Annotated in this window: 20 protein-coding genes; 16 read left to right on the top strand and 4 right to left on the bottom strand. The window is 34.8% G+C overall.

The annotated features are described in order from the left end of the window. Positions 1-24: 24 nt before the first annotated feature. A complete protein-coding gene (locus JVU85_RS00510) occupies positions 25-1,563 on the bottom strand; it encodes an AbgT family transporter (RefSeq protein ID WP_021459754.1) in 1,539 nt (512 codons plus the stop codon). Between the two features lie 137 nt (positions 1,564-1,700). Between JVU85_RS00510 and JVU85_RS00505 the strand changes: the two genes are divergently transcribed. Beyond that, positions 1,701-3,143: a M20 family metallopeptidase gene (locus JVU85_RS00505; protein ID WP_204171428.1), complete on the top strand. Its 1,443-nt coding sequence runs from the start codon at positions 1,701-1,703 to the stop codon at positions 3,141-3,143. A 137-nt stretch (positions 3,144-3,280) separates the two neighbouring features. Here the strand turns inward: JVU85_RS00505 and JVU85_RS00500 are convergent, their stop codons facing one another. Beyond that, the gene (locus JVU85_RS00500) at positions 3,281-4,354 is read right to left on the bottom strand and encodes a M42 family metallopeptidase (RefSeq protein WP_002510020.1); all 1,074 of its coding nucleotides are present in this window, start codon (positions 4,352-4,354) and stop codon (positions 3,281-3,283) included. A 159-nt stretch (positions 4,355-4,513) separates the two neighbouring features. Between JVU85_RS00500 and JVU85_RS00495 the strand changes: the two genes are divergently transcribed. Continuing rightward, a complete protein-coding gene (locus JVU85_RS00495; protein WP_002510021.1) occupies positions 4,514-5,029 on the top strand; it encodes a thioredoxin domain-containing protein in 516 nt (171 codons plus the stop codon). A gap of 70 nt (positions 5,030-5,099) precedes the next feature. On the opposite strand, the gene JVU85_RS00490 is transcribed toward JVU85_RS00495, so the two are convergent. Further along, positions 5,100-6,683, bottom strand: coding sequence for an FMN-binding glutamate synthase family protein (locus JVU85_RS00490; RefSeq protein WP_142019404.1), 1,584 nt, complete (start codon positions 6,681-6,683; stop codon positions 5,100-5,102). Between the two features lie 197 nt (positions 6,684-6,880). Between JVU85_RS00490 and JVU85_RS00485 the strand changes: the two genes are divergently transcribed. The 4 genes from JVU85_RS00485 (at position 6,881) to JVU85_RS00470 (ending at position 10,609) form a co-directional block, all read left to right on the top strand. After that, positions 6,881-7,642, top strand: a complete 762-nt coding sequence (locus JVU85_RS00485; protein WP_204171426.1) for a CPBP family intramembrane glutamic endopeptidase — start codon at positions 6,881-6,883, stop codon at positions 7,640-7,642. A gap of 168 nt (positions 7,643-7,810) precedes the next feature. After that, on the top strand, positions 7,811-8,461 hold the full coding sequence (locus JVU85_RS00480; protein ID WP_142019405.1) for an ABC transporter ATP-binding protein: 651 nt from the start codon (positions 7,811-7,813) through the stop codon (positions 8,459-8,461). After that, a complete protein-coding gene (locus JVU85_RS00475) occupies positions 8,458-9,231 on the top strand; it encodes an ABC transporter permease (RefSeq protein ID WP_204171425.1) in 774 nt (257 codons plus the stop codon). The genes JVU85_RS00480 and JVU85_RS00475 overlap by 4 nt, the downstream gene beginning before the upstream one ends. Before the next feature lie 211 nt (positions 9,232-9,442). Beyond that, on the top strand, positions 9,443-10,609 hold the full coding sequence (locus JVU85_RS00470; protein WP_103388740.1) for an MFS transporter: 1,167 nt from the start codon (positions 9,443-9,445) through the stop codon (positions 10,607-10,609). A gap of 119 nt (positions 10,610-10,728) precedes the next feature. Here the strand turns inward: JVU85_RS00470 and JVU85_RS00465 are convergent, their stop codons facing one another. Further along, on the bottom strand, positions 10,729-12,081 hold the full coding sequence (locus tag JVU85_RS00465) for an APC family permease (RefSeq protein WP_204171424.1): 1,353 nt from the start codon (positions 12,079-12,081) through the stop codon (positions 10,729-10,731). Positions 12,082-12,258: 177 nt separating this feature from the next. Between JVU85_RS00465 and JVU85_RS00460 the strand changes: the two genes are divergently transcribed. From JVU85_RS00460 to JVU85_RS00415, 10 genes are all read left to right on the top strand, one after another. Further along, positions 12,259-12,855 (top strand): YdeI/OmpD-associated family protein, encoded by a 597-nt coding sequence (locus tag JVU85_RS00460; protein WP_021459747.1) that lies wholly within the window; start codon positions 12,259-12,261, stop codon positions 12,853-12,855. Between the two features lie 26 nt (positions 12,856-12,881). Continuing rightward, complete coding sequence (locus JVU85_RS00455) at positions 12,882-13,436, top strand: TetR/AcrR family transcriptional regulator (protein ID WP_002510030.1); 555 nt, start codon at positions 12,882-12,884, stop codon at positions 13,434-13,436. A gap of 131 nt (positions 13,437-13,567) precedes the next feature. Continuing rightward, positions 13,568-14,458, top strand: coding sequence for a beta-keto acid cleavage family enzyme (locus tag JVU85_RS00450; protein WP_002510031.1), 891 nt, complete (start codon positions 13,568-13,570; stop codon positions 14,456-14,458). Then, positions 14,455-15,429 (top strand): 3-hydroxyacyl-CoA dehydrogenase NAD-binding domain-containing protein, encoded by a 975-nt coding sequence (locus JVU85_RS00445; RefSeq protein WP_002510032.1) that lies wholly within the window; start codon positions 14,455-14,457, stop codon positions 15,427-15,429. The genes JVU85_RS00450 and JVU85_RS00445 overlap by 4 nt, the downstream gene beginning before the upstream one ends. After that, positions 15,419-15,892 carry a thioesterase family protein gene (locus JVU85_RS00440; RefSeq protein WP_204171423.1) on the top strand — a complete coding sequence of 158 codons (474 nt, stop codon included), beginning with the start codon at positions 15,419-15,421 and terminating at the stop codon, positions 15,890-15,892. The genes JVU85_RS00445 and JVU85_RS00440 overlap by 11 nt, the downstream gene beginning before the upstream one ends. A gap of 293 nt (positions 15,893-16,185) precedes the next feature. Then, positions 16,186-17,367: a betaine/proline/choline family ABC transporter ATP-binding protein gene (locus JVU85_RS00435; protein WP_002510034.1), complete on the top strand. Its 1,182-nt coding sequence runs from the start codon at positions 16,186-16,188 to the stop codon at positions 17,365-17,367. Then, a complete protein-coding gene (locus JVU85_RS00430) occupies positions 17,364-17,999 on the top strand; it encodes an ABC transporter permease (RefSeq protein ID WP_002510035.1) in 636 nt (211 codons plus the stop codon). The genes JVU85_RS00435 and JVU85_RS00430 overlap by 4 nt, the downstream gene beginning before the upstream one ends. A gap of 16 nt (positions 18,000-18,015) precedes the next feature. Next, positions 18,016-18,957 carry an osmoprotectant ABC transporter substrate-binding protein gene (locus JVU85_RS00425; protein WP_002510036.1) on the top strand — a complete coding sequence of 314 codons (942 nt, stop codon included), beginning with the start codon at positions 18,016-18,018 and terminating at the stop codon, positions 18,955-18,957. A gap of 2 nt (positions 18,958-18,959) precedes the next feature. Next, the gene (locus JVU85_RS00420; protein WP_002510037.1) at positions 18,960-19,655 is read left to right on the top strand and encodes an ABC transporter permease; all 696 of its coding nucleotides are present in this window, start codon (positions 18,960-18,962) and stop codon (positions 19,653-19,655) included. A gap of 12 nt (positions 19,656-19,667) precedes the next feature. After that, the gene (locus JVU85_RS00415; protein ID WP_142019408.1) at positions 19,668-20,429 is read left to right on the top strand and encodes an alpha/beta hydrolase; all 762 of its coding nucleotides are present in this window, start codon (positions 19,668-19,670) and stop codon (positions 20,427-20,429) included. Positions 20,430-20,449: the final 20 nt, after the last annotated feature.

Raw genomic sequence — 20,449 nt, 5'->3', positions numbered from 1 at the left:
ATTGACTGAAATAGTAATGTCATTTTATTTGCTGAAGATAGGCCCCCCAGGACCTAATGGCCAGCCTAATAAGAACCATACTATCATGAAGAGTGGCCACACAATGCCTAATACGATTGAATAGGGCATTAAACTAGAGAGTAAAGAACCCAGTTTCATTTTCGGATCATATTTTTGTGCGTAAGACAAAAGTAATGGTAAGTAAGGCATCATTGGTGTTATAGGATTAGTAATAGAATCACCTATGCGATATAACATTTGCGTAAATGCTGGATGAAATCCTACAAGCACTAACATCGGTATAAAAATAGGTGCTAAAATACCCCATTTAGCTGAAGCACTGCCTATAAGTAAATTTATAATTGAGCTCAGCAAAATAATACCTATAATAAGCACAATACCATTTTGTCCTTGGAGTAATGCTGCACCTTTAACTGCAACAATAATACCTAAATTACTCCATTCTAAAAATGCTAGTAGTTGTGCGGCAAAAAAGACAATAACAATAAATGATCCCATGGAAGACATAGAGTCTGCTAACATCTTGCCTAAATCTTTTGAATTCGCTAATTTTTGGGTCATAATGCCATATACTAATCCTGGTACTAAAAAGAGAATTAAAATAAGTAGTCCTACGCCATTAATAATAGGGGCATCATTTAATAAGCTGCCTGTTTTGGCGTTACGTAAAAAACTATTTTGAGGTATTGCAGTTACAACGATTAAGACGATTACAGCTACAAAACTAATATTCGCCCAAAATACAGCGCGCTTTTCTTTTGGACTAATTGTTGTATCAGAATCCTCGCTAGTAATATCTGTATCACTGGCGTCATAAGTCCCAAGTCGAGGTATAACTATTTTCATTGTGACCCAATACACAGCAGGTAGTAAAACTACGACACTAGCAGCGATAAAATACCAATTCATTGCGACATTAGTTTGGATACTATCAGATACAATATTGGTAGCTGGTTTGGTAAATGCGTATAGTAGCGCATCTGACATACCTATTAAAAAGTTAGCTGAAAAACCACCTAAAGCAGCTGCATATGCCATAGCCAATCCTGCTATCGGGTGATAGCCTAATTTAATAAATACTATGGCAGTCAGTGGTGGTAAGACAATAGGAGCAGCATCACCAGCAGCATTACCTAAGATACCAATAATAATAATACAGGGAACGATAAATTTCTTTGGTGCTTTTTGTACTACTTGAATCATTAATTTATCAAAGTAACCTGTCTTTTCAGCAATACCTATACCTAACATTACGGACAGTACTAGACCTAAAGCAGGGAACTCAGAAAAATTTTGTATAGCATCATTAAAAATCATTGTGATGCCATCTTTACTAATAATGCTTTTAATGGCGACAGCATCACCTGTACCTGGATGTTTCACACTTACTTGAAAGAGTGAGACTACCCAAGTTATAACGGCCAAACCTACGCACATTAGAAAAAATAAAATGCTAGGATCAGGCAAACGATTTCCAACGACTTCTACGCCGTTTAAAGCTTTATGTACAAATGAAACTTTCGGTTTGTTTTGCTTTTTCATTGCAAATCCCTCCACGTTTGAGCTTATTCGAAATTATAACAAAGCTAAGATGAAAAAAACATAAATATTCTGAAAAATTGTATTTTTAGAAAAGAATCGTGTTATTATGTAGTGGACAAAGGCGGTGGGAATTAATAATGAAAGATTATGAACTATTTGTACAACAAATAATTGAAGATAAAGCGCAAGAGTTGCAAATGCTAAGCGATTTTATATGGGATCACCCAGAAACATTATATGAAGAATACGACTCGAGTGCTGAGATATGTAACTATTTAGAGCAACAAGGTTTTGATATTGAGCAGGGCATAGCCAATATTCCAACTGCTTTTTCAGCTACTTTTGGCAATAAAGGTCCAGTAATTGGATTGTTAGCAGAGTATGATGCATTACCTTCATTAAGTCAAGTAGCAAACATTACCTATAACAAACCAGTGGAGCACAATAAAGCTGGCCATGGGTGTGGTCATAATTTATTAGGGACAGGTGCTATCGGTGCTGCACTCGCAGTACAAGCTTATCTTGAGAAGTATAAACTTCCTGGAACTGTAAAAATAATTGGTTGTCCAGCTGAAGAAGGCGGATCGGGCAAAGGTTTTTTAGCGAGAGCGGGGATGTTTGATGACTTAGATTTAGCTTTAACTTGGCATCCTACACCTTTTAATGCAATTATGGCATTACGCTCACTAGCTAATTTCCAAGTTAAGTATAAATTTAAAGGAAAAAGTGCGCATGCAGCAAGTGCGCCACATATCGGTAGAAGTGCATTAGATGCTGTAGAACTGATGAATGTAGGTGGAAACTATTTACGTGAACACCTTATCCAGGATGCACGCATTCATTATGCTATTACGGATACAGGAGGTGTCTCTCCTAATGTTGTGCAAGCTGAAGCTGAAGTAGTATATTTAATCAGGGCACCGAAAATAGAAGATGCACGTGAAATTTATAAACGTGTCGATAAAATTGCACAAGGCGCAGCGTTAATGACTGGGACAACTATGTCCTCAGAGCTAATATCTGCAGTTTCAGAATATGTACCTAATCAAACTTTAGAGCAAGTGGTATTTGATGAATTAGATAAAGAACGACAGATTAGTTATACATCTGAAGAACAAACTTTTGCACAAGCACTTTGGGAAACTTTAAGTGAGGAAGAGCAACAAACTGCTGTTAAAACGTATGAGAGCTTTGGAGTGTTACAAGATCAACATTTAGTTGAAGGGAAAAATTTAAGTGATGTCATTCATCCATATGAACCTACAACAAAAATAATGTATGGTTCTACAGATGTGGCAGATGTTAGTTGGAACGTTCCAACTGCACAAGTAACAACCGCAACTGCAGCTATAGGGACACAGTTACATACGTGGCAAATGGTTGCACAAGGCAAAAGTACGGTGGCACAAAAAGGGATGTCACGTGCAGCACGTGTATTAGCTCGAAGTGCGATTTATGTATTAGAACATCCAGAAAAATTAAAGGATATCGAACAAGAATTTGATCGCGAAATAGGACGCGATCAGTATCAAAGCCCATTACCTGAAGAGGTTAAACCTCCTGTACATAACATGGAATAAGAGAGAATTAGAGTAAACGGTGTTATAGCATTGTAGTGTTCTTAATTTTAATGTAATTGTAGGGAAAATTAAAAATATATCACAGATAAAAAAGCTTGGAACATGTGTAGTGTCCAAGCTTTTTACCTATAAAATAATTACCAAATGATTTGTTCTACTGTGTCATCATTTAAAGATTTAACGATTTCAGTTACTAATGCTACTGAATTTTTATAATCATCTGTATTTAAAACAGAGACATTAGAATGCATATAACGTAAAGCGACACCAATAGCTACTGTTGGAATTCCTTCATTTGCTACATGTATGCTACCAGCATCAGTTCCGCCACCAGGAGTAGAATCTAATTGAATACTAATATTATGCTTTTTAGCGATTTGTTTAATATGTTTAGTCAAACCAACATGGCCAACGTTACTCGCATCCATGATAATAACGACTGGACCTTCGCCTAATGCAGTTTCACTAAGTTGGGATAACCCTGGTGTATCATAGGCAACAGCAACATCGACTGCAATGGCTAAATCAGGTTTAATCGTATTAGCTGCAACTTTTGCACCACGTAAGCCAACTTCTTCTTGAACATTGGCACCTGCGTATAAATCAATATCAATTTGTTCATTTTTTAAGTTGTCTAGTACATCAATTGCAAGTGCACAACCATAACGATTATCAAATGCTTTTGCTGTTAAGTATTTATTATTAGCTAATGTTTCAAATTCACTATATGGTGTTACCATATTACCGAGCTCAATACCAAATTGCTCAGCTTCTTTCTTACTTTTCACACCAATGTCAATAAACATTTCTTTAATATCAACCGTCTTTTTACGTTCTTCTGGAGACAGTACATGAGGCGGTTTAGAACCAATAATACCACGTATTTTTTTACCTTCGTCAGTCGTTATTGTTACTTTCTGAGATAACATGACTTGGTTCCACCAACCACCAATCGGAGTGAATTTTAAGTAACCATTTTCATCGATTTTAGTTACAACAAAGCCAATTTCATCTAAATGACCGGCAACCATTAAAGACTTGCTACCATTAACAGCTTGCTTTTTCCCGAAAATGCCACCTAAGTTATCTTCGACAATTTCGTCACTAATAGGACTTAAATAATCATGCATCAAAGATTTAACTGTCATTTCATGTCCTGCAATACCATCTACATCAGTTAATGTTTTTAATAGTTCGACTGAATTTTTCATATATTAACCTCCAAAATAAAATAAGTGTTATTTATATTTTAGCATTTGTGCTAAGAAACGCTATTTATATGAATTCTTAGTAAAGTAGTAAGACTAAATTTGTGTAATTAGAGATAATTTATGTTTCAATAGTAGTAATTATAAGAAGGGGGAATAATCGTGTCAGACGTACAACATTTAACTTTAGGTAAAAGTAATGCACCTGTTACAGTAGAATCATTTATTAACTTTGCTTGTCCATATTGTAAAAATTATTTTAAAGCAGCGGATAGTTATTTAACGCCATTAATTGAGCAAGGTAAAGTAAAACATGTAATTAAACATTTTGATAAAACAAAACAAGGTTTGTTAAAAGGAACAATCGCTAATTTTTATTTAGATTATGAGGATGTTTCTAGAACTTATCAATTAATTCATCATTTATATGAAACACAAGAAAGTTGGAAAACAAGTTTTAGTGCAATTGAACGTAAAATGGAAGATGAATTCAACTTAGCACTTAATAAAGCAGCAGACGAACGTTCATTAGCTATAACTGCAGAAGCATTTGAACGAGGAATAACAGGCATACCAACAGTATTTATTGATGGAGAGAAATTTGTTTTTAATCCCTTAGAAGATGATGAAGTGACAATCGTTGAAAAATTAAGTGAACAACTGACTACTGGATTGTAAAATAGTGGTTATAAGTTAATAAATAACTAAAGAGGTTGCAACTTTATAATTGTTGCAACCTCTTTAGTTATCATTGGTGTTCGATAAGCTTTAATTTGTAGTCGTGAATGGATTGCAGGTCACCATTATGTTGCTTCATAATAATATGTTCTTTGCTAATTTGAGTAGGGCTTGACACACCAACAGCTGCAGCAATATTAAACAAACCCTCATGTAGACTAGTCACATAATTGGTTACTCGGAATTTCTTTTCTTCGATGATTAAAGCCCGTTCTTTTTTTTCATCTGTAGTAGCAACGCCAACAGGACAAGTATTCATATGACATTGTTGGCTCATAATACACCCGACACTAATCATCATTCCTCGTGCGATATTGACTAAATCGGCTCCAAGTGCGAGCGCAATTGCAATCTTGTCTGGTGTAATCAGTTTACCAGAAGCAAAGATTTTTACACGATCTCGCATATCGTACTTTTCTAATAGCCCTGATAGTATTGGTAAGGCTGTGAACAACGGAAGACCTACACCATCTTCCAGTTCTTGGAAGGTAGCACCTGTGCCACCTTCACCTCCGTCAATTGTTATAAAATCAGGAAATTGATTGGTGCGAATCATTGTCTGAATAAGTGTTTCGACTTCTTTAACTTTACTTATTACTATTTTAAAGCCTACAGGTTTTTGTCCAATTTGTTGCAAATTGCTAACCCATTCTAGTAAGTCATTGGGATTATTAATGTATGTGAAGCGGTTGGGTGAATTAATAGTTTTCCAAGGTGTTACGTTACGGATTTCAGCAATTTCTTCAGTTACTTTATTGCCTGCCATATGACCTCCACGTGTTTTAGCTCCTTGGGCTAATTTAATTTCAAAAGCTTTAACTTCAGCTGATTGTGCTAAACGTTTGAATTCTTCTTCATCAAAATTACCCTCCGCATCACGTACACCGAAAAGTCCTGGCCCTATTTGGAAAATAATATCTCCGCCACCTTTAAGATGATATGTTGATAAGCCACCTTCACCAGTGTTCATCCAAGTGCCTGCTTGACCTAATCCTTTAGATAGTGCAGTTATTGCTCGTTGGCCTAAAGCTCCATAACTCATTCCAGATTGACCTACTAAGCGTTTGAGTGTGAATGGGTGTGCTAATTGAGCACCTAACACAATGGCGTCGTCATCAGTTAAAAAATAAGGATCAATGTTGGTTTCTTCACGATGTTCATCGCGATTAAAAAGTCGTTCATTATCTATATGGTAGATAAATGTAGAAATCATAGATGACTGATCGATATTAAGTTCTGAAGTTTGAAGTGGAAACATCGTATTTTGAATGTAAAAGCCTTCTTTATAATCTTCTTGTGTACCAAAGCTTGTCATACGAGAATTATATTTACCTGCCACTACAATATTGATGAAATCATTGCGTGAAAAAGGTTTCCCTTCAGTATCTTCCAAAAACAGATATTGGCGCATTTCAGGACCAATTTTTTCAAAAAAGTAACGAATACGTGCTAATAATGGATAATTTCGGAGTACACTATGTTGTTTTTGTCGTTTATCTTTAAATAGTAGCACCGCCCCCAAAACGAGGCCACCAATTAAAAATACCACTATGATGACATTGACGATTAATTGTAGAACTGTTAAGACTGTCATTTTAAATCCCCCCTTATTATGTTCTATATTACAACAAATTCGTATTATTACAATTTGGAAGTGTTGTGAAGAAAAAAGAATTTTTGCAATTAAAAATGAGATATGATTATTTTTGAAAGTAATAGAATCACATCTATATATTATAAATTGGAGGCATGATATATTTAAGATATAAATTTTGAAAGGAATGGTAAACCATGTCCTCAAAGACTTCACAGAACACAATACATAACGAAGCAGACAATTATTGGCAACGTTCAAATTTAGTAAAAAGAGATTTTTGGTTAATTCCTATTTATCTAATTGCGACGAATATTTTAGTATTATTGTTAGTTTATTTAGTGACTCAATTTAATGTTGATTTTACAGAGTTAGAGCATCCTATTTATATTATAAGTTCTATTTTAAGCTCTGTTATATTGTTATATATTTTTTATTTAATGCATCGTAAACATCAAATTATCAATATTGCTCTCCAGCGATTTCGACAATTAAAACCATATACTATGTTATTTGTAAGTACTTATATTGCCAGTACAATTTTAATCTATATATATGAATGGTTAACGACATTTTTACCTGAATCGTTACAATATAGTGAAACACAGAACCAAATGGAATTGCTGTCATTATTTGATAATCCTTGGCTGTTACCGTTACTATTTATTGATATTGTTATTTTGACCCCATTCGTAGAGGAAATGTTATTTCGCCATTTGTTGATTCATGAACTCGGGAAAAAGTTCACTTATACTTTAATGACTATTATTTCGATAGTGGTGTTTGGTTGCTTACATATGACAGGTGCACAATCACCCTTTGAAATCGGCAGTTATTTAATTCTTGGTGGTTCAATCGTTTTTGTGTATTTAATAACAGGCAAAAATCTTGCTGCGGCGGTAACATTCCATATGTTGAATAATTTGATTGCATTTATCTTAATTGTGGTAACGTTATAATAATATTATTAGCGATATAAACTAACTGTATGTTAAATGGTTCATTTAAATAATTTAACTGTAAATTATACTGCATGGAACATAGAGATTATGCAATAACTTTTACACTGTTAGTGAGTTAGAACATAAAACTGTAAGTAAGTTTTGGTAAGCTTGGAGGCGAAGTATGTGCTTGAGTTGAATCATGTTTCTTATAAAATTGATAAGCGTACTATTATTGACGATATTTCTTTAACCGTAAACCCGGGTGAAGCCATTAGTGTCCTAGGTCCATCTGGTAGTGGTAAGAGCACACTGTTTAGATTAATGAGTAATTTGCTGAGTCCGACGGAAGGGACAATAACATTATATGGACATCCTTTTGAAGATATAGATCCTGAAACTTTGAGAATGGAAGTTAGTTTTTTATTACAACAAAGCGACTTGTTTGGTACTACCATCGGTGAAAACTTAGCTTTTCCAGCACTTGCTAGACAAGACAAGTTTGATAAAAGCAGGGCGAGAAAGTTATTAAAAAAAGTAGGTTTAGGTCATTATAAGCTAAATACTCTTGTACAACATTTGTCAGGCGGGGAACGTCAACGTATTACAATTGCACGACAACTCATGTATATACCAAAAGTATTACTGTTAGACGAAGCCACAAGCGCACTAGATGTGCATAATAAGGAAAACATCGAAACATTTATTTTTGAGTTAGTGCAACGAGGATTAGCTGTAGTCTGGATTACGCATGATGATCAACAAAGTACGCGACATTTTGATAAACAGTGGCGTATTGTTGATGGAAAGCTACAGTCTGAGGAGGTACTAACATGAGTGTTACAGCCTTATCTTTAACTGCATTATTGTTACTCTTTCCAATTATTGTTTCGTATAAAGAAAAATTACATATTACAAAAGATTTACTAATTGCTACAGGGCGTGCCATTATTCAACTGTTAATATTAGGATTTATTTTAGATTTTATATTTGATGTTAATCAACATTGGTTACTGATGTTATTTGTACTAGTTATTATCGTTAATGCTGCATGGAATACTATACATCGAGCATCGCCTATTATGCATCATGTGTTTTTGATTTCATTTAGTTCAATATTTATAGGTGTAGTTTTACCGTTAATGGGCGTTATCGTGACAGGTGCTATTGATTTCAAAGCCAATGAAGTGATACCTGTAGCTGGTATGGTTGCCAGTAATAGTTTGATTGCGATTAATTTAGCTTATCAAAATTTGGATAAAGAATTCGTTAAACAAATGGATGAAATTGAGGCGAAATTATCATTAGGTGCCGAACCTAAATTAGCTTCCAAAGCGACATTACGTGAAAGTATTAAAACGGCAATCGTACCTACGATAGATTCAGTGAAAACCTATGGGATTGTCTCTATTCCTGGGATGATGACTGGACTGATTATAGGTGGTGTTCCGCCATTAGAAGCGATTAAATTTCAATTGATGGTAATTTTTATTCATACTACTGCTACTATAATGTCAGTATTATTTGCAACATATTTAAGTTATAAACAATTTTTCAATCAACGTGATCAACTTATTGCAAACACAATAGATATTACAAAGCAATAATTAATGATGTTATTAAGCGAACTTCTTCTATGTTAATTATGGGAGGAGTTCGTATTTTTATGGTGTTACAGCCAATGTTATTTAGTAATGTTAAGTATCCGGTAAACTATTGGTGTAATAGGCTTTAAAGGGTATGAGTATGGTTGACGAATGGTATATAATGGAATGGTTATGTAAAAAAACGTACATTATATAGAAAGGAGACAGGTCTATGTCAGTAATGAGAATAGTTACCTTTATTGTTAGTATTTTCATCGTAGGTATGGTTGAGATGATGGTAGCTGGAATTATGAATTTAATGAGCGCAGACTTGAATGTGTCTGAAGCTATAGTAGGACAACTGGTGACACTCTATGCTATTACCTTTGCGATTTCAGGCCCAATATTAGTGAAATTAACGAATCGTTTTGCGCCCAAACCATTATTGCTTATAACGTTACTTGCTTTTATTGTGGGGAATTTAATTATTGCCATTGCGCCAAACTTCACAATTTTAGTTATCGGGCGAATATTGTCTTCAGCGGCAGCAGCATTAATTGTTGTCAAAATACTAGCCCTTACTGCTTTATTAACTGCACCACAAAACAGAGGTAAAATGATTGGTGTAGTTTATTCAGGATTTAGTGGAGCGAATGTTTTTGGAGTTCCACTTGGGACAATGATAGGTGATTTAGTAGGATGGCGCTATACATTTGTATTTATAGTTGTAGTAAGTGTACTTGCGGGTATTTTAATGTTTATTTATTTACCTTCAGTTGAGGATACTAATAAACAGTCTCACGTTGGTAGCACACCACGACAAAGTACTACTTATTCGAAAATTTTACGTCCTGCCGAAATTGTTAAATTTCTAAGTATTACTTTCTTAATATTAGTAGCGAATTCGATAACATTTATTTTTATAAATCCATTGATGCTTGCAGGTGGACATGATTTATCATTTATCTCTATAGTTTTATTGATTAATGGTGTTGCTGGCGTCATAGGAACATCAATGGGCGGATTTTTATCAGACAAGTTAACAAGTAAAAGGTGGTTAATCATCTCTATAATCATATTTATTGCAACGATGTTATCATTAAATCCAGTGTTATCAACTGTTGCTATGTTACTTATCACGGTATTTATTTGGAACATTATGCAATGGAGTACTAATCCGGCAGTACAAAGCGGAATTATTGAACATGTTGAAGGCGATACAAGCCAAGTTATGAGCTGGAATATGTCAAGTTTAAATGCTGGTATTGGTGTTGGTGGTATTATTGGTGGACTGATTGTTTCAAATATTAATGTGCATGCAACAGCTTACTTTTCAGTAGGAATTGCAGTAATTGCGCTTATAATTGCTATCAGTTTGAAAAAAGTAGTATCAACATAAATTGTGGAATTTAATACGCTAATAAATGAATTACGTTAGCGTTATATGAAATATAAATAATGCAAAAACAGCCGTCACTTTACATAGTGATGGCTGTTTTGTATTACTATTCACAATAGTTAACCTTCAGATGATTGCTTTGTTGCTAGTAATGCAGGAGATGCAATTTCATAATTTTGAGGTGTACGTGAGAGATACGCAATACCTGCCGCTAAGATAATATAAACTAACGTACCAATGATATACACAAGTTGTAAATCAGAAATTAATAAATAAGATTGATATAGTAATAACCCAATTGCTAACACTGAAATACTTACTAATAATGGGTAAGGCACTTTTAATGGTGAACGTTGATAAGACTCAGGATACTTTTTAGGTAAGCGTAATACTGCCAAAGCAGGGAAGGCGAACACTAGCAACGAAATACCTGTGCCTAATTGTGCTACAACTGTTAATGACATACCTGTAATAATGGGAAAAGCACCGATAATATAAAATAATATGAGCAACCAATGTGGTGTGCCGAATCGTTTGTTAACAGCGCCAAGTTGCGATGGTAAATAACCATCTTGGATAGCTACTAATAAACTTTTGGTAACCCAAGTTAATGTGGAATTAAGCGTTGTAGCTAATGCAAACATAGCACCTCCAACAATAAAGAAAATAAAAATGGGTCTAGGTAAAACAGTTTGTGCTACACTCGTTAACGGCTGACCCGCTACTTCTGAAATTGGTAATACGCCAACTGCAATGCTGGCGATAAAGGCATAGAGTAGACCTACAAAAATTGTGGCTACAACAATGACTATTGGGATATCACGATGTGGACGCTTCATTTCGCCACCTAATTCAGCTACAACTTGTGCGCCTCCAGTAGCAAATGAAACTAAGCCAACAGCAGTAAAGAATCCAGTAAAACCATCAGGAAACATATCATGTGAATTAAATACAGCAACATTGGTATGTGGTAAACCATAAATGATGAAGCAAGATAAAGCGACGATCAAGACAACTACCATTAAATTACCAATATAGGACGCAGATTTGACACCGATAATATTGACAATAAATAAGATTGTCATTAATGTTAATGCTACCCACTTAATTGGCACTCCAGGATAAATACTTTCTAAATATTGTGCAAAAGACAGTGCATATAAAGCTAATGTGATTTGCAATAGCAAAAAGAGTAATAACCAAAAAACGCCTATTTTAGGTGAAAGCAATCGACTTGTATATTGATACATACCTCCAGTGGTTGGGATTGCTGAGCTCAAAATAGCTATTGGAAACATGGTAACGAGTGTTAAAATTGAAGAAATAACAAACGCTGGTGTTATACCACTGCCAGTCATTTGAATGCCGATACCTGTTAATGACATCACACCTGCACCTATAATTTGACCAATTGCAATACCCATGACGTCTGGAAGGCCTAAAACTTTTTTTAAATTTGCTGTTTGTTGCATTAACTCACCTCTATCTTAATTCTATAAATTTTTTAATGGAATAAATATAGCATAAAATTCCATTAATTCATAGTATATTAATCGGAAAAGTAAGTTAAAGTTTATGAGTTATAATTCCCAAAAAAGTGGGCATTATAGTAATATAAATATGATGAACCAATAATGGAGTTGATAGTGATGAACGAAAAAGTTACTAATGCAAAAGTTGATACGTTTATTAACAATCTGGAGCAATGGCAAGATGAGTTTAAATTTTTGCGAAAGCTAAGTCTAGACACAGAACTGGAAGAGGAGTTTAAGTGGAAGCATCCATGTTATACATTGAATGATAAAAATGTAGTGATTATCCAAGATTTTAAGCATTATTGCGCACTGCTATTTGAAAAAGGTGCGATAATGGAAGACAAATATGATACGTTAGTACAGCAAACTAAAAATGTTCAAGCCGCTAGACAATTAAGATTTAAAGATTTAGCAGAAATACAAGCAAGAGAAACGGAAATTGCTTGGTATTTGGAAGAAGCTATTCGTGTTGAAAAATCTGGTAAACAAGTCAAAATGAAAAACACTGATGAGTATGAGATGCCAGAAGAACTACGCCAGGCGTTAGATAATGATGAAACATTACAAACTGCATTTAATAACTTAACCCCTGGACGTCAACGTCAATATATGTATTATATTGGTCAAGCAAAACGCAGTGAAACACGTACGCAACGTATCGAAAAGTACAAAGATCAAATTTTGGCTGGCAAAGGAATGAACGACAAATAATTGAACAATAGAAAGAAGGTACTTACATGCCTAGAACATCAAAGCGTATACAGCTATTAGAAGCGGCTGCAGCCATTGTCAATGAACAAGGCAGCGAATACTTAACATTAGACGCGGTGGCGCATAAAGCAGGAGTGAGTAAAGGTGGCTTACTGTATCACTTTAAAAATAAAACAGCATTGATACAAGGGCTTGTTGATCATGCCAATACTCTATATAAGACAAATGTAGATGGCCATTGGAATAAGACTTCATCTGCAGAAGCAGGAAATATGTTACGTGCATTTATAGAAGCTACACGAGAACACAGAGAAGAAAATGCTAGTATTACGTCTGGTATGTTAGCTGCTCAAGGTAGTAATAAAAATTTATTAAGTCCACTACAAGACACATATCGTGACTGGCAAACGCAAATCGAACATGATGGTTTGGATCCTGTAGATGCTACAATTATAAGATTAGCCATTGATGGACTATGGTTGTCAGAAATATTTGGTATAGATGCAATTGATGATGATATGCGTCAACAAGTTTTAGACAGACTTACAGCACATAGTTATAGCCAAAAAGAAGAAAAATAAAATTTTTTAAACCAAGGGATAGTAAGCGTTTGACGCTTTTTATCTCTTTTTTTATAGTATTGTAAGTTGAAACTTTACCGTCTGGTTGGTACACTAAAGCATGTGTAAAACATAGCTGGAGGGTGAAAAATATGAAAAAAGTAATGTTAACAGCAGCATTGACAGGTGCTGGAGATACTACAAGTAAAAGTGAATATGTACCTGTCACACCTGAAGAAATTGCAGATTCTGCAATCAAATGTGCGAGAGCTGGAGCGACAGTTGCTCACATACATGCACGTGATCCAAAAACAGGTGGTATCAGTCATGATGTCAATTTATTTAAAAAAGCTATTGAGTTAATTCGTCAAGCTGATGAAGATATTATTATAAATGTAACGTCAGGTGGTGGAGGAGACTTTATCCCTGATTTAAATAACCCTTCTGTAGGTGGACCGGGAACTGATATGCAAACACCGCAAGAACGTCATCAGCCGGTTGGAGACTTGTTGCCTGAAATGTGTACGTTAGATTGTGGCAGCGTTAATATGGGAGACGATGTTTATTTGAGTCCTGCATCATGGTTACGTACGCAAGCTGCTTTAGTAAAAGAAGCGGGTGTAAAACCAGAATTAGAATGCTTTGATAGTGGACATATAAGTTTTGCTAAACAGTTAATATCAGAAGGCTTGATAGAAGGCCAACCGCTATTTCAATTTTGTTTAGGAATTCCTTGGGGTGCCGAAAATGATCCTGAAACTATTGAATATTTTAAAACGCGTTTACCAGAAAATGCAGAATGGTCTGCATTTGGAATAGGTCGTATGCAATTACCTACAGTTGAAGAGGCAGCTAAACGCGGTGGCAACGTTCGTGTAGGGTTAGAAGATAATTTATATTTATCAAAAGGTGTTAAAGCTACAAATGAACAACTTGTAGCTAAAGCAGTTGAAATATTAAAAGATTTAGGAATTGAACCAATGACACCACAAGAGGCGAGAGATAAATATCAATTGAGAAACCCACAAGGAGGCACATTATGAAATTTGCAGTAGTAGGAACAGGTGTTATTGGTAGTGGTTGGATTACACGAATGCTTGCACATGGACACGAAGTCGTAGCGACAGATCCGAGTGAAGGTGCTTATGAACGCATGTTGACACAAGTTAAACAAAATTGGCCTTATGCAGAATCATTAGGTTTAGCGGAAAATGCGTCATTACAAAATTTAACATTTACGGATAACTTAGCAGAAGCTGTTAAAGATGCAGATCACATTCAAGAAAATGTACCAGAGATTGAGTCATTGAAAGATAAAGTGTTAACGGAAATTGATTTTTATGCGAAACCAGATGCAACGATAGGTTCTAGCACATCAGGTATTATGCCTTCAGAATTACAACAAAATTTAACACATCCCGAGCGTTTCATTGTTGCACATCCATTTCATCCAGTATATATTTTGCCTCTTGTCGAAATTGTTGCAGGTAAGTCTACAAGTGAGGCTACAACGATAGCTGCTGAGCGCATTTATGAAAGTATAGGTATGGATGTCTTGCATGTACGTCATGAAATAGAAGGGCATATTGCAGATCGTTTAATGGAAGCGTTATGGAGAGAAGCCTTACACATTGTTAATGATGGTATTGCAACTACTGAAGAAGTAGATAAAGCATTTACCCATGCAGCTGGCTTACGCTATGCACAATATGGTCCATTTATGACATTCCACCTTGCAGGTGGAGAAGGTGGTATGCGCCACATGTTAAAACAGTTTGGACCTGCTTTGAAAAAACCATGGACTAAACTAGAAGCACCAGAATTAACTCAGTCATTATATGATGATGTTGTTGCTGGTTGTGAGGCCACATCACAAGGTAATACCATGGCTGAATTAGATATGAAACGTAATGAATTTTTAGTAAAAGTGAAACAATTAGCGCAAGAATATTGGCCAGAAGATACTGCAAGTATGAAAAAAGGTCAGCAAACGGTGCATGAATATGACAACTAAAAAATTCAACTACCAAACTGTAGTTAAGCCAGAGTGGGTAGATCACAATAATCATATGAATGATGCAGAATATAATCGTGTGTTTAGTGATGCTACAGATGCGTGGCTAGCACAATTAGGTTTAAATGAACAAACGATTAATGAACTCAAATATACAATTTTCACTTTAGAAAATCATGTTTTGTATTTAAAAGAAATTAAGGTCAATCAACGTATCCAGTGTGAAGTGATAGTAATCGATTATGATACAAAACGTATACATGTTTTTATGAATTTGTATGATGAGGCTTGTAATAAATGCGCTACATATGAAGTGATGTTGATGGGAATTGCAACGGAAACAACGAAACCGGCACCATTTCCAGAAGAATTTAAAAGTGCGCTAGAGGCTTACGCCACAATAGCTACAGAAGATATAAAACCGCGAGAACTGGGGCATAAAATTGAAATAAAACGCAAATAACGCTATGATATATCATGTCTTGAGTTTAGAAAGTTTTAACATTTAAAAGTTGATAATTATTTGAGAGGTAGCCTGGAAGTTAATATATTTTAAATAATATGAGGATATTCAAGTGTAGTAATATAGCTACCTCCGTGATAATGCAAATGAGTATGTGCATTGGTCATCTCAACTGTATAAAAAATGAGAGAGTCATTTGTATCATGTTTTTACTTATTTTTTAATTTGTATGACATCTACTGATGACTCTTGTTTATTAAGGGACAAATATAATAACAGAAAGGAATTCGGAAATGTTAAGTATAAAAAACTTATCAAAAGTTTATCCTGGCGGTAAGAAAGCAGTAAATAAAATTTCTTTAGAAATAGAGTCAGGGGAGTTTATTGCATTTATTGGAACAAGTGGGAGTGGTAAAACAACTGCACTAAGAATGATTAATAGAATGATTGAATCGACAGAAGGTCAAATTACTATAAATGGCAAAGATGCGAGTAAAATGAATCCAGTAGAACTACGACGTAAAATTGGATATGTTATTCAACAAATTGGTCTTATGCCACACATGACCATTAAAGAAAATATTGTCTTAGTTCCTAAATTATTAAAATGGTCACAAGAAAAGAAAGATGCTAAAGCTAAAGAGTTAATTAAGTTAGTAGATTTACCGGAGTCATTTTTAGAGCGTTATCCTTCAGAATTATCAGGCGGTCAGCAACAACGTATAGGTGTTGTACGTGCTTTGGCTGCGGAGCAAGATGTAATTTTAATGGATGAGCCTTTTGGTGCGCTAGATCCGATTACGCGAGATACGCTACAAGACTTAGTAAAAGAATTGCAACAAAAATTAGGGAAAACATTTATCTTTGTCACACATGATATGGATGAAGCCATAAAATTAGCAGATAAAATATGTATTATGTCACATGGTGAAGTCATCCAGTATGATACACCGGATAATATTTTACGCTATCCTGCAAACGATTTCGTACGAGAATTTATTGGTCAGAATAGATTGATTCAAGATCGACCAAATATGAAATCAGTGGAAGACGCTATGATTAAACCTGTGACTGTACATGCTGATCAAACGCTTAATGATGCTGTAGATATTATGAGAACACGTAGAGTAGATACCATTTTTGTAGTCGGGGAAAATCATCGATTATTAGGTTATTTAGATATAGAAGATATTAATCAAGGATTACGACAGAAGAAAGAATTGATTGATATGATGCAACGGGATATTTATCGTGTGCGTATCGACAGTAAATTACAGGATTCAGTGCGTACAATATTAAAACGTAATGTGCGTAATGTGCCTGTGGTAGATAGTGATGACCAAACGTTAATAGGTCTTGTTACTAGAGCTAACTTAGTAGATATCGTTTATGACAGCATTTGGGGAGATATGGAAGAACCTGAGGAAAACAATGCTATTATTGAGCCTGTTCACTTAGGAGCTGATAACAAATGATAGATTTTTTAATAAATAATTGGAGTGAACTTGTTACAAAGACAGGTGAACATTTTTATATATCTATTGTAGCTTTGTTAATAGCGGTCGTTGTTACTGTACCTATTGGTATCTTTTTATCTAAATTAAAACGCACTTCAAATTTCGTATTAATGATTGCTGGAGTATTACAAACTATACCTACGTTAGCAGTATTAGCTATTATGATTCCGATTTTTGGTGTAGGGAAGACTCCGGCTATCGTAGCGTTATTTATCTATGTATTATTGCCAATTTTAAATAATACTGTATTAGGTGTGCAAAATATAGATAAGAATATTAAAGAAGCGGGAACGAGTATGGGAATGACGCGCTTCCAATTGATGAAAGATGTTGAGTTACCTTTAGCTTTACCGTTAATTTTAGGTGGTATTAGACTGTCAGCAGTTTATGTTATTAGTTGGGCAACGTTAGCTAGTTATGTTGGTGCAGGTGGACTAGGAGACTTTGTTTTTAATGGTTTAAACACATATGATCCATTAATGATTGTTAGTGCAGCAATCTTAGTAACACTCTTAGCACTTATAGTAGACTTTATATTATCGTTAGTTGAAAAATGGGCAGTACCAAAAGGGTTAAAGGTTTCTAGATAAGGAGAGAATAAACAAAATGAAATACTTGAAAAGAAAGTTATTAATTCTTGTAGCTTGTTTGGTGCTCTTATCTGGATGTAGTTTGCCAGGTTTAGGTGGCGGTAAGTCCAACAGTGACGTTAAGATTACAGCACTAGCTACGAGTGAATCACAAATAATTTCACATATAGTGAGATTGTTAATTGAGCATGATACGAATGGAAAAATTAAACCTACATTAATAAATAATTTAGGATCTAGTACGATTCAACATAATGCATTGGTAAATGGTGATGCGAATATATCTGGGGCACGTTATACAGGAACAGAGTTAACGGGTGCACTTAAAGAAGATCCTATTAAAAATCCAGATAAAGCTATGCAAGCGACACAAGAAGGCTTCCAAAAACAATTTGATCAAACATTTTTTGATTCATATGGCTTTGATAATACTTATGCTTTAATGGTGACTAAAGAAACTGCTGAAAAATATAATTTAGAAACAGTATCAGATTTGAAAAAACATAGTGATAAATTACGTTTAGGTGTCGATAGTTCATGGTTGAAACGTAAAGGTGATGGTTATCCTGCATTTGCAAAAGAATATGGTATTGAATTTAATAATATTAGACCAATGCAAATAGGTTTAGTATATGATGCGTTAGATTCTAACAGATTAGACGTAGCAGTAGGATATTCAACAGATGGACGTGTTGCAGCCTATGACTTAAAAGTATTAAAAGATGATCGACGCTTTTTCCCACCATATGATGCAAGTAGTGTTATGAAAAATGATTTACTGAAAAAATATCCTGAATTAAAACCTACTATGCAAAAATTAGAAGGAAAAATTTCGACAACTAAAATGCAAGAGTTGAATTACAAAGCAGATGGTCAAGGTCAAGAACCTGCAGTTGTAGCGGAAGAATTCTTGAAGGAACATAATTATTTTGAAAATGATAAGAAAGGTGGTAAATAGTCATGAGCGGCAATTTAATCCAACAGTTAATTGAATATTATTCTGTCAATTTTGGTTACTTATGGGAATTATTTATTAAGCATTTATTGATGTCTGTTTATGGTGTCATATTTGCTGCTATCGTTGGAATACCGATAGGGATATTCATTGCACGTTATAGCAAGTTATCATGGCTGATTATATCCATCGCCAACATTATTCAAACAGTACCAGTTATTGCAATGTTAGCCATTTTGATGTTAGTCATGGGTCTAGGCCCTACAACGGTAGTTGTGACAGTATTTTTATATGCGTTACTACCAATTATAAAAAATACTTTCACTGGTATTAGTAATGTCGATGGTAATATAAAAGATGCCGGTAAAGGAATGGGAATGACTCGTAACCAAGTATTACGTATGATTGAACTACCTTTATCTTTATCTGTAATTTTGGGTGGTTTACGTATTGCTTTAGTTGTAGCGATAGGTGTCGTTGCAGTAGGCTCATTTATTGGCGCCCCAACATTAGGAGATATTGTAATAAGAGGTACTAATGCAACAGATGGTACTACGTTTATATTGGCAGGAGCGATTCCAATTGCGTTTATTGCAATTATAATAGACGTTGTCTTACGATTATTGGAAAAACGCTTAGATCCGTCGAATAGAAAACATAAATTGAAGGATAGTAATCCATTACAAGATGCAAACGCATAGAGAGGTGTTATTATGGCTGTCATGACATTGAATTATCAATCGACAACTATTGGAATGCAACAAAATTTAACTGTGATTTTACCAGAGGACGCAAGCTATTTTGACACGCAAGAACCTGTAAAACGACTACCATCGTTATTACTCTTGCATGGTTTATCTAGCGATGAAACTTCGTATGTACGTTATACCAGTATTGAAAGATATGCGAATGAACATCAATTAGCAATTATTATGCCACGCGCAGATCATAGTGCATATAGCAATATGGCAGCAGGTCATAAATATTATGATTATATATTGGAAGTACATGATTACGTACATCAAATTTTACCTCTCTCTAAAAAACGAGAAGATAATTTTATCGCCGGTCATTCAATGGGAGGTTATGGCACAATCAAATTTGCCCTTACTCAAGGTGAACGTTTCGCCAAAGCAGCCCCATTATCAGCTGTATTTACGGTTCAACATTTACTGGAAATAGATTGGTATGATTTTTCTAGTACAGCTATAATAGGTAGCAATGATGATGTAGTCGGTAGTGATTTAGATGTATATTATTTAGTTGATAATGCACTAGAACAAGGACATCCAATACCAGAGTTATTAATAATGTGTGGTACAGAAGATGCGTTATATGATGATAATATAAAATTTATTAATTATTTAACTCAGCATGGTGTTGATCACCAGTTTGAAAGTGGTACAGGGGAACATGATTATGCCTATTGGGATAGCGCAATAAAGCGTGTTATCGAGTGGTGTATGGTTAAGTAAAGTGGGACAGAAATCTGATT

It is taken from the genome of Staphylococcus sp. GDY8P72P (assembly GCF_016890655.1).
Classification (GTDB): Bacteria; Bacillota; Bacilli; order Staphylococcales; family Staphylococcaceae; genus Staphylococcus; species Staphylococcus arlettae.
The sequence above is the reverse complement of the archived record's forward strand: the minus strand, read 5'-3'. Positions and strand labels throughout refer to the sequence as shown.

Excerpts from the sequence above, each read along its gene's own strand:
- JVU85_RS00425 (WP_002510036.1), top strand. The coding sequence starts at position 18,016 with ATGAAATACTTGAAAAGAAAGTTATTAATTCTTGTAGCTTGTTTGGTG.
- JVU85_RS00510 (WP_021459754.1), bottom strand. The coding sequence starts at position 1,563 with ATGAAAAAGCAAAACAAACCGAAAGTTTCATTTGTACATAAAGCTTTA.
- JVU85_RS00445 (WP_002510032.1), top strand. The coding sequence starts at position 14,455 with ATGAAATTTGCAGTAGTAGGAACAGGTGTTATTGGTAGTGGTTGGATT.
- JVU85_RS00415 (WP_142019408.1), top strand. The coding sequence starts at position 19,668 with ATGGCTGTCATGACATTGAATTATCAATCGACAACTATTGGAATGCAA.
- JVU85_RS00505 (WP_204171428.1), top strand. The coding sequence starts at position 1,701 with ATGAAAGATTATGAACTATTTGTACAACAAATAATTGAAGATAAAGCG.
- JVU85_RS00435 (WP_002510034.1), top strand. The coding sequence starts at position 16,186 with ATGTTAAGTATAAAAAACTTATCAAAAGTTTATCCTGGCGGTAAGAAA.
- JVU85_RS00455 (WP_002510030.1), top strand. The coding sequence starts at position 12,882 with ATGCCTAGAACATCAAAGCGTATACAGCTATTAGAAGCGGCTGCAGCC.
- JVU85_RS00475 (WP_204171425.1), top strand. The coding sequence starts at position 8,458 with ATGAGTGTTACAGCCTTATCTTTAACTGCATTATTGTTACTCTTTCCA.
- JVU85_RS00450 (WP_002510031.1), top strand. The coding sequence starts at position 13,568 with ATGAAAAAAGTAATGTTAACAGCAGCATTGACAGGTGCTGGAGATACT.
- JVU85_RS00500 (WP_002510020.1), bottom strand. The coding sequence starts at position 4,354 with ATGAAAAATTCAGTCGAACTATTAAAAACATTAACTGATGTAGATGGT.
- JVU85_RS00470 (WP_103388740.1), top strand. The coding sequence starts at position 9,443 with ATGTCAGTAATGAGAATAGTTACCTTTATTGTTAGTATTTTCATCGTA.
- JVU85_RS00440 (WP_204171423.1), top strand. The coding sequence starts at position 15,419 with ATGACAACTAAAAAATTCAACTACCAAACTGTAGTTAAGCCAGAGTGG.
- JVU85_RS00485 (WP_204171426.1), top strand. The coding sequence starts at position 6,881 with ATGTCCTCAAAGACTTCACAGAACACAATACATAACGAAGCAGACAAT.
- JVU85_RS00430 (WP_002510035.1), top strand. The coding sequence starts at position 17,364 with ATGATAGATTTTTTAATAAATAATTGGAGTGAACTTGTTACAAAGACA.
- JVU85_RS00465 (WP_204171424.1), bottom strand. The coding sequence starts at position 12,081 with ATGCAACAAACAGCAAATTTAAAAAAAGTTTTAGGCCTTCCAGACGTC.
- JVU85_RS00490 (WP_142019404.1), bottom strand. The coding sequence starts at position 6,683 with ATGACAGTCTTAACAGTTCTACAATTAATCGTCAATGTCATCATAGTG.
- JVU85_RS00460 (WP_021459747.1), top strand. The coding sequence starts at position 12,259 with ATGAACGAAAAAGTTACTAATGCAAAAGTTGATACGTTTATTAACAAT.
- JVU85_RS00420 (WP_002510037.1), top strand. The coding sequence starts at position 18,960 with ATGAGCGGCAATTTAATCCAACAGTTAATTGAATATTATTCTGTCAAT.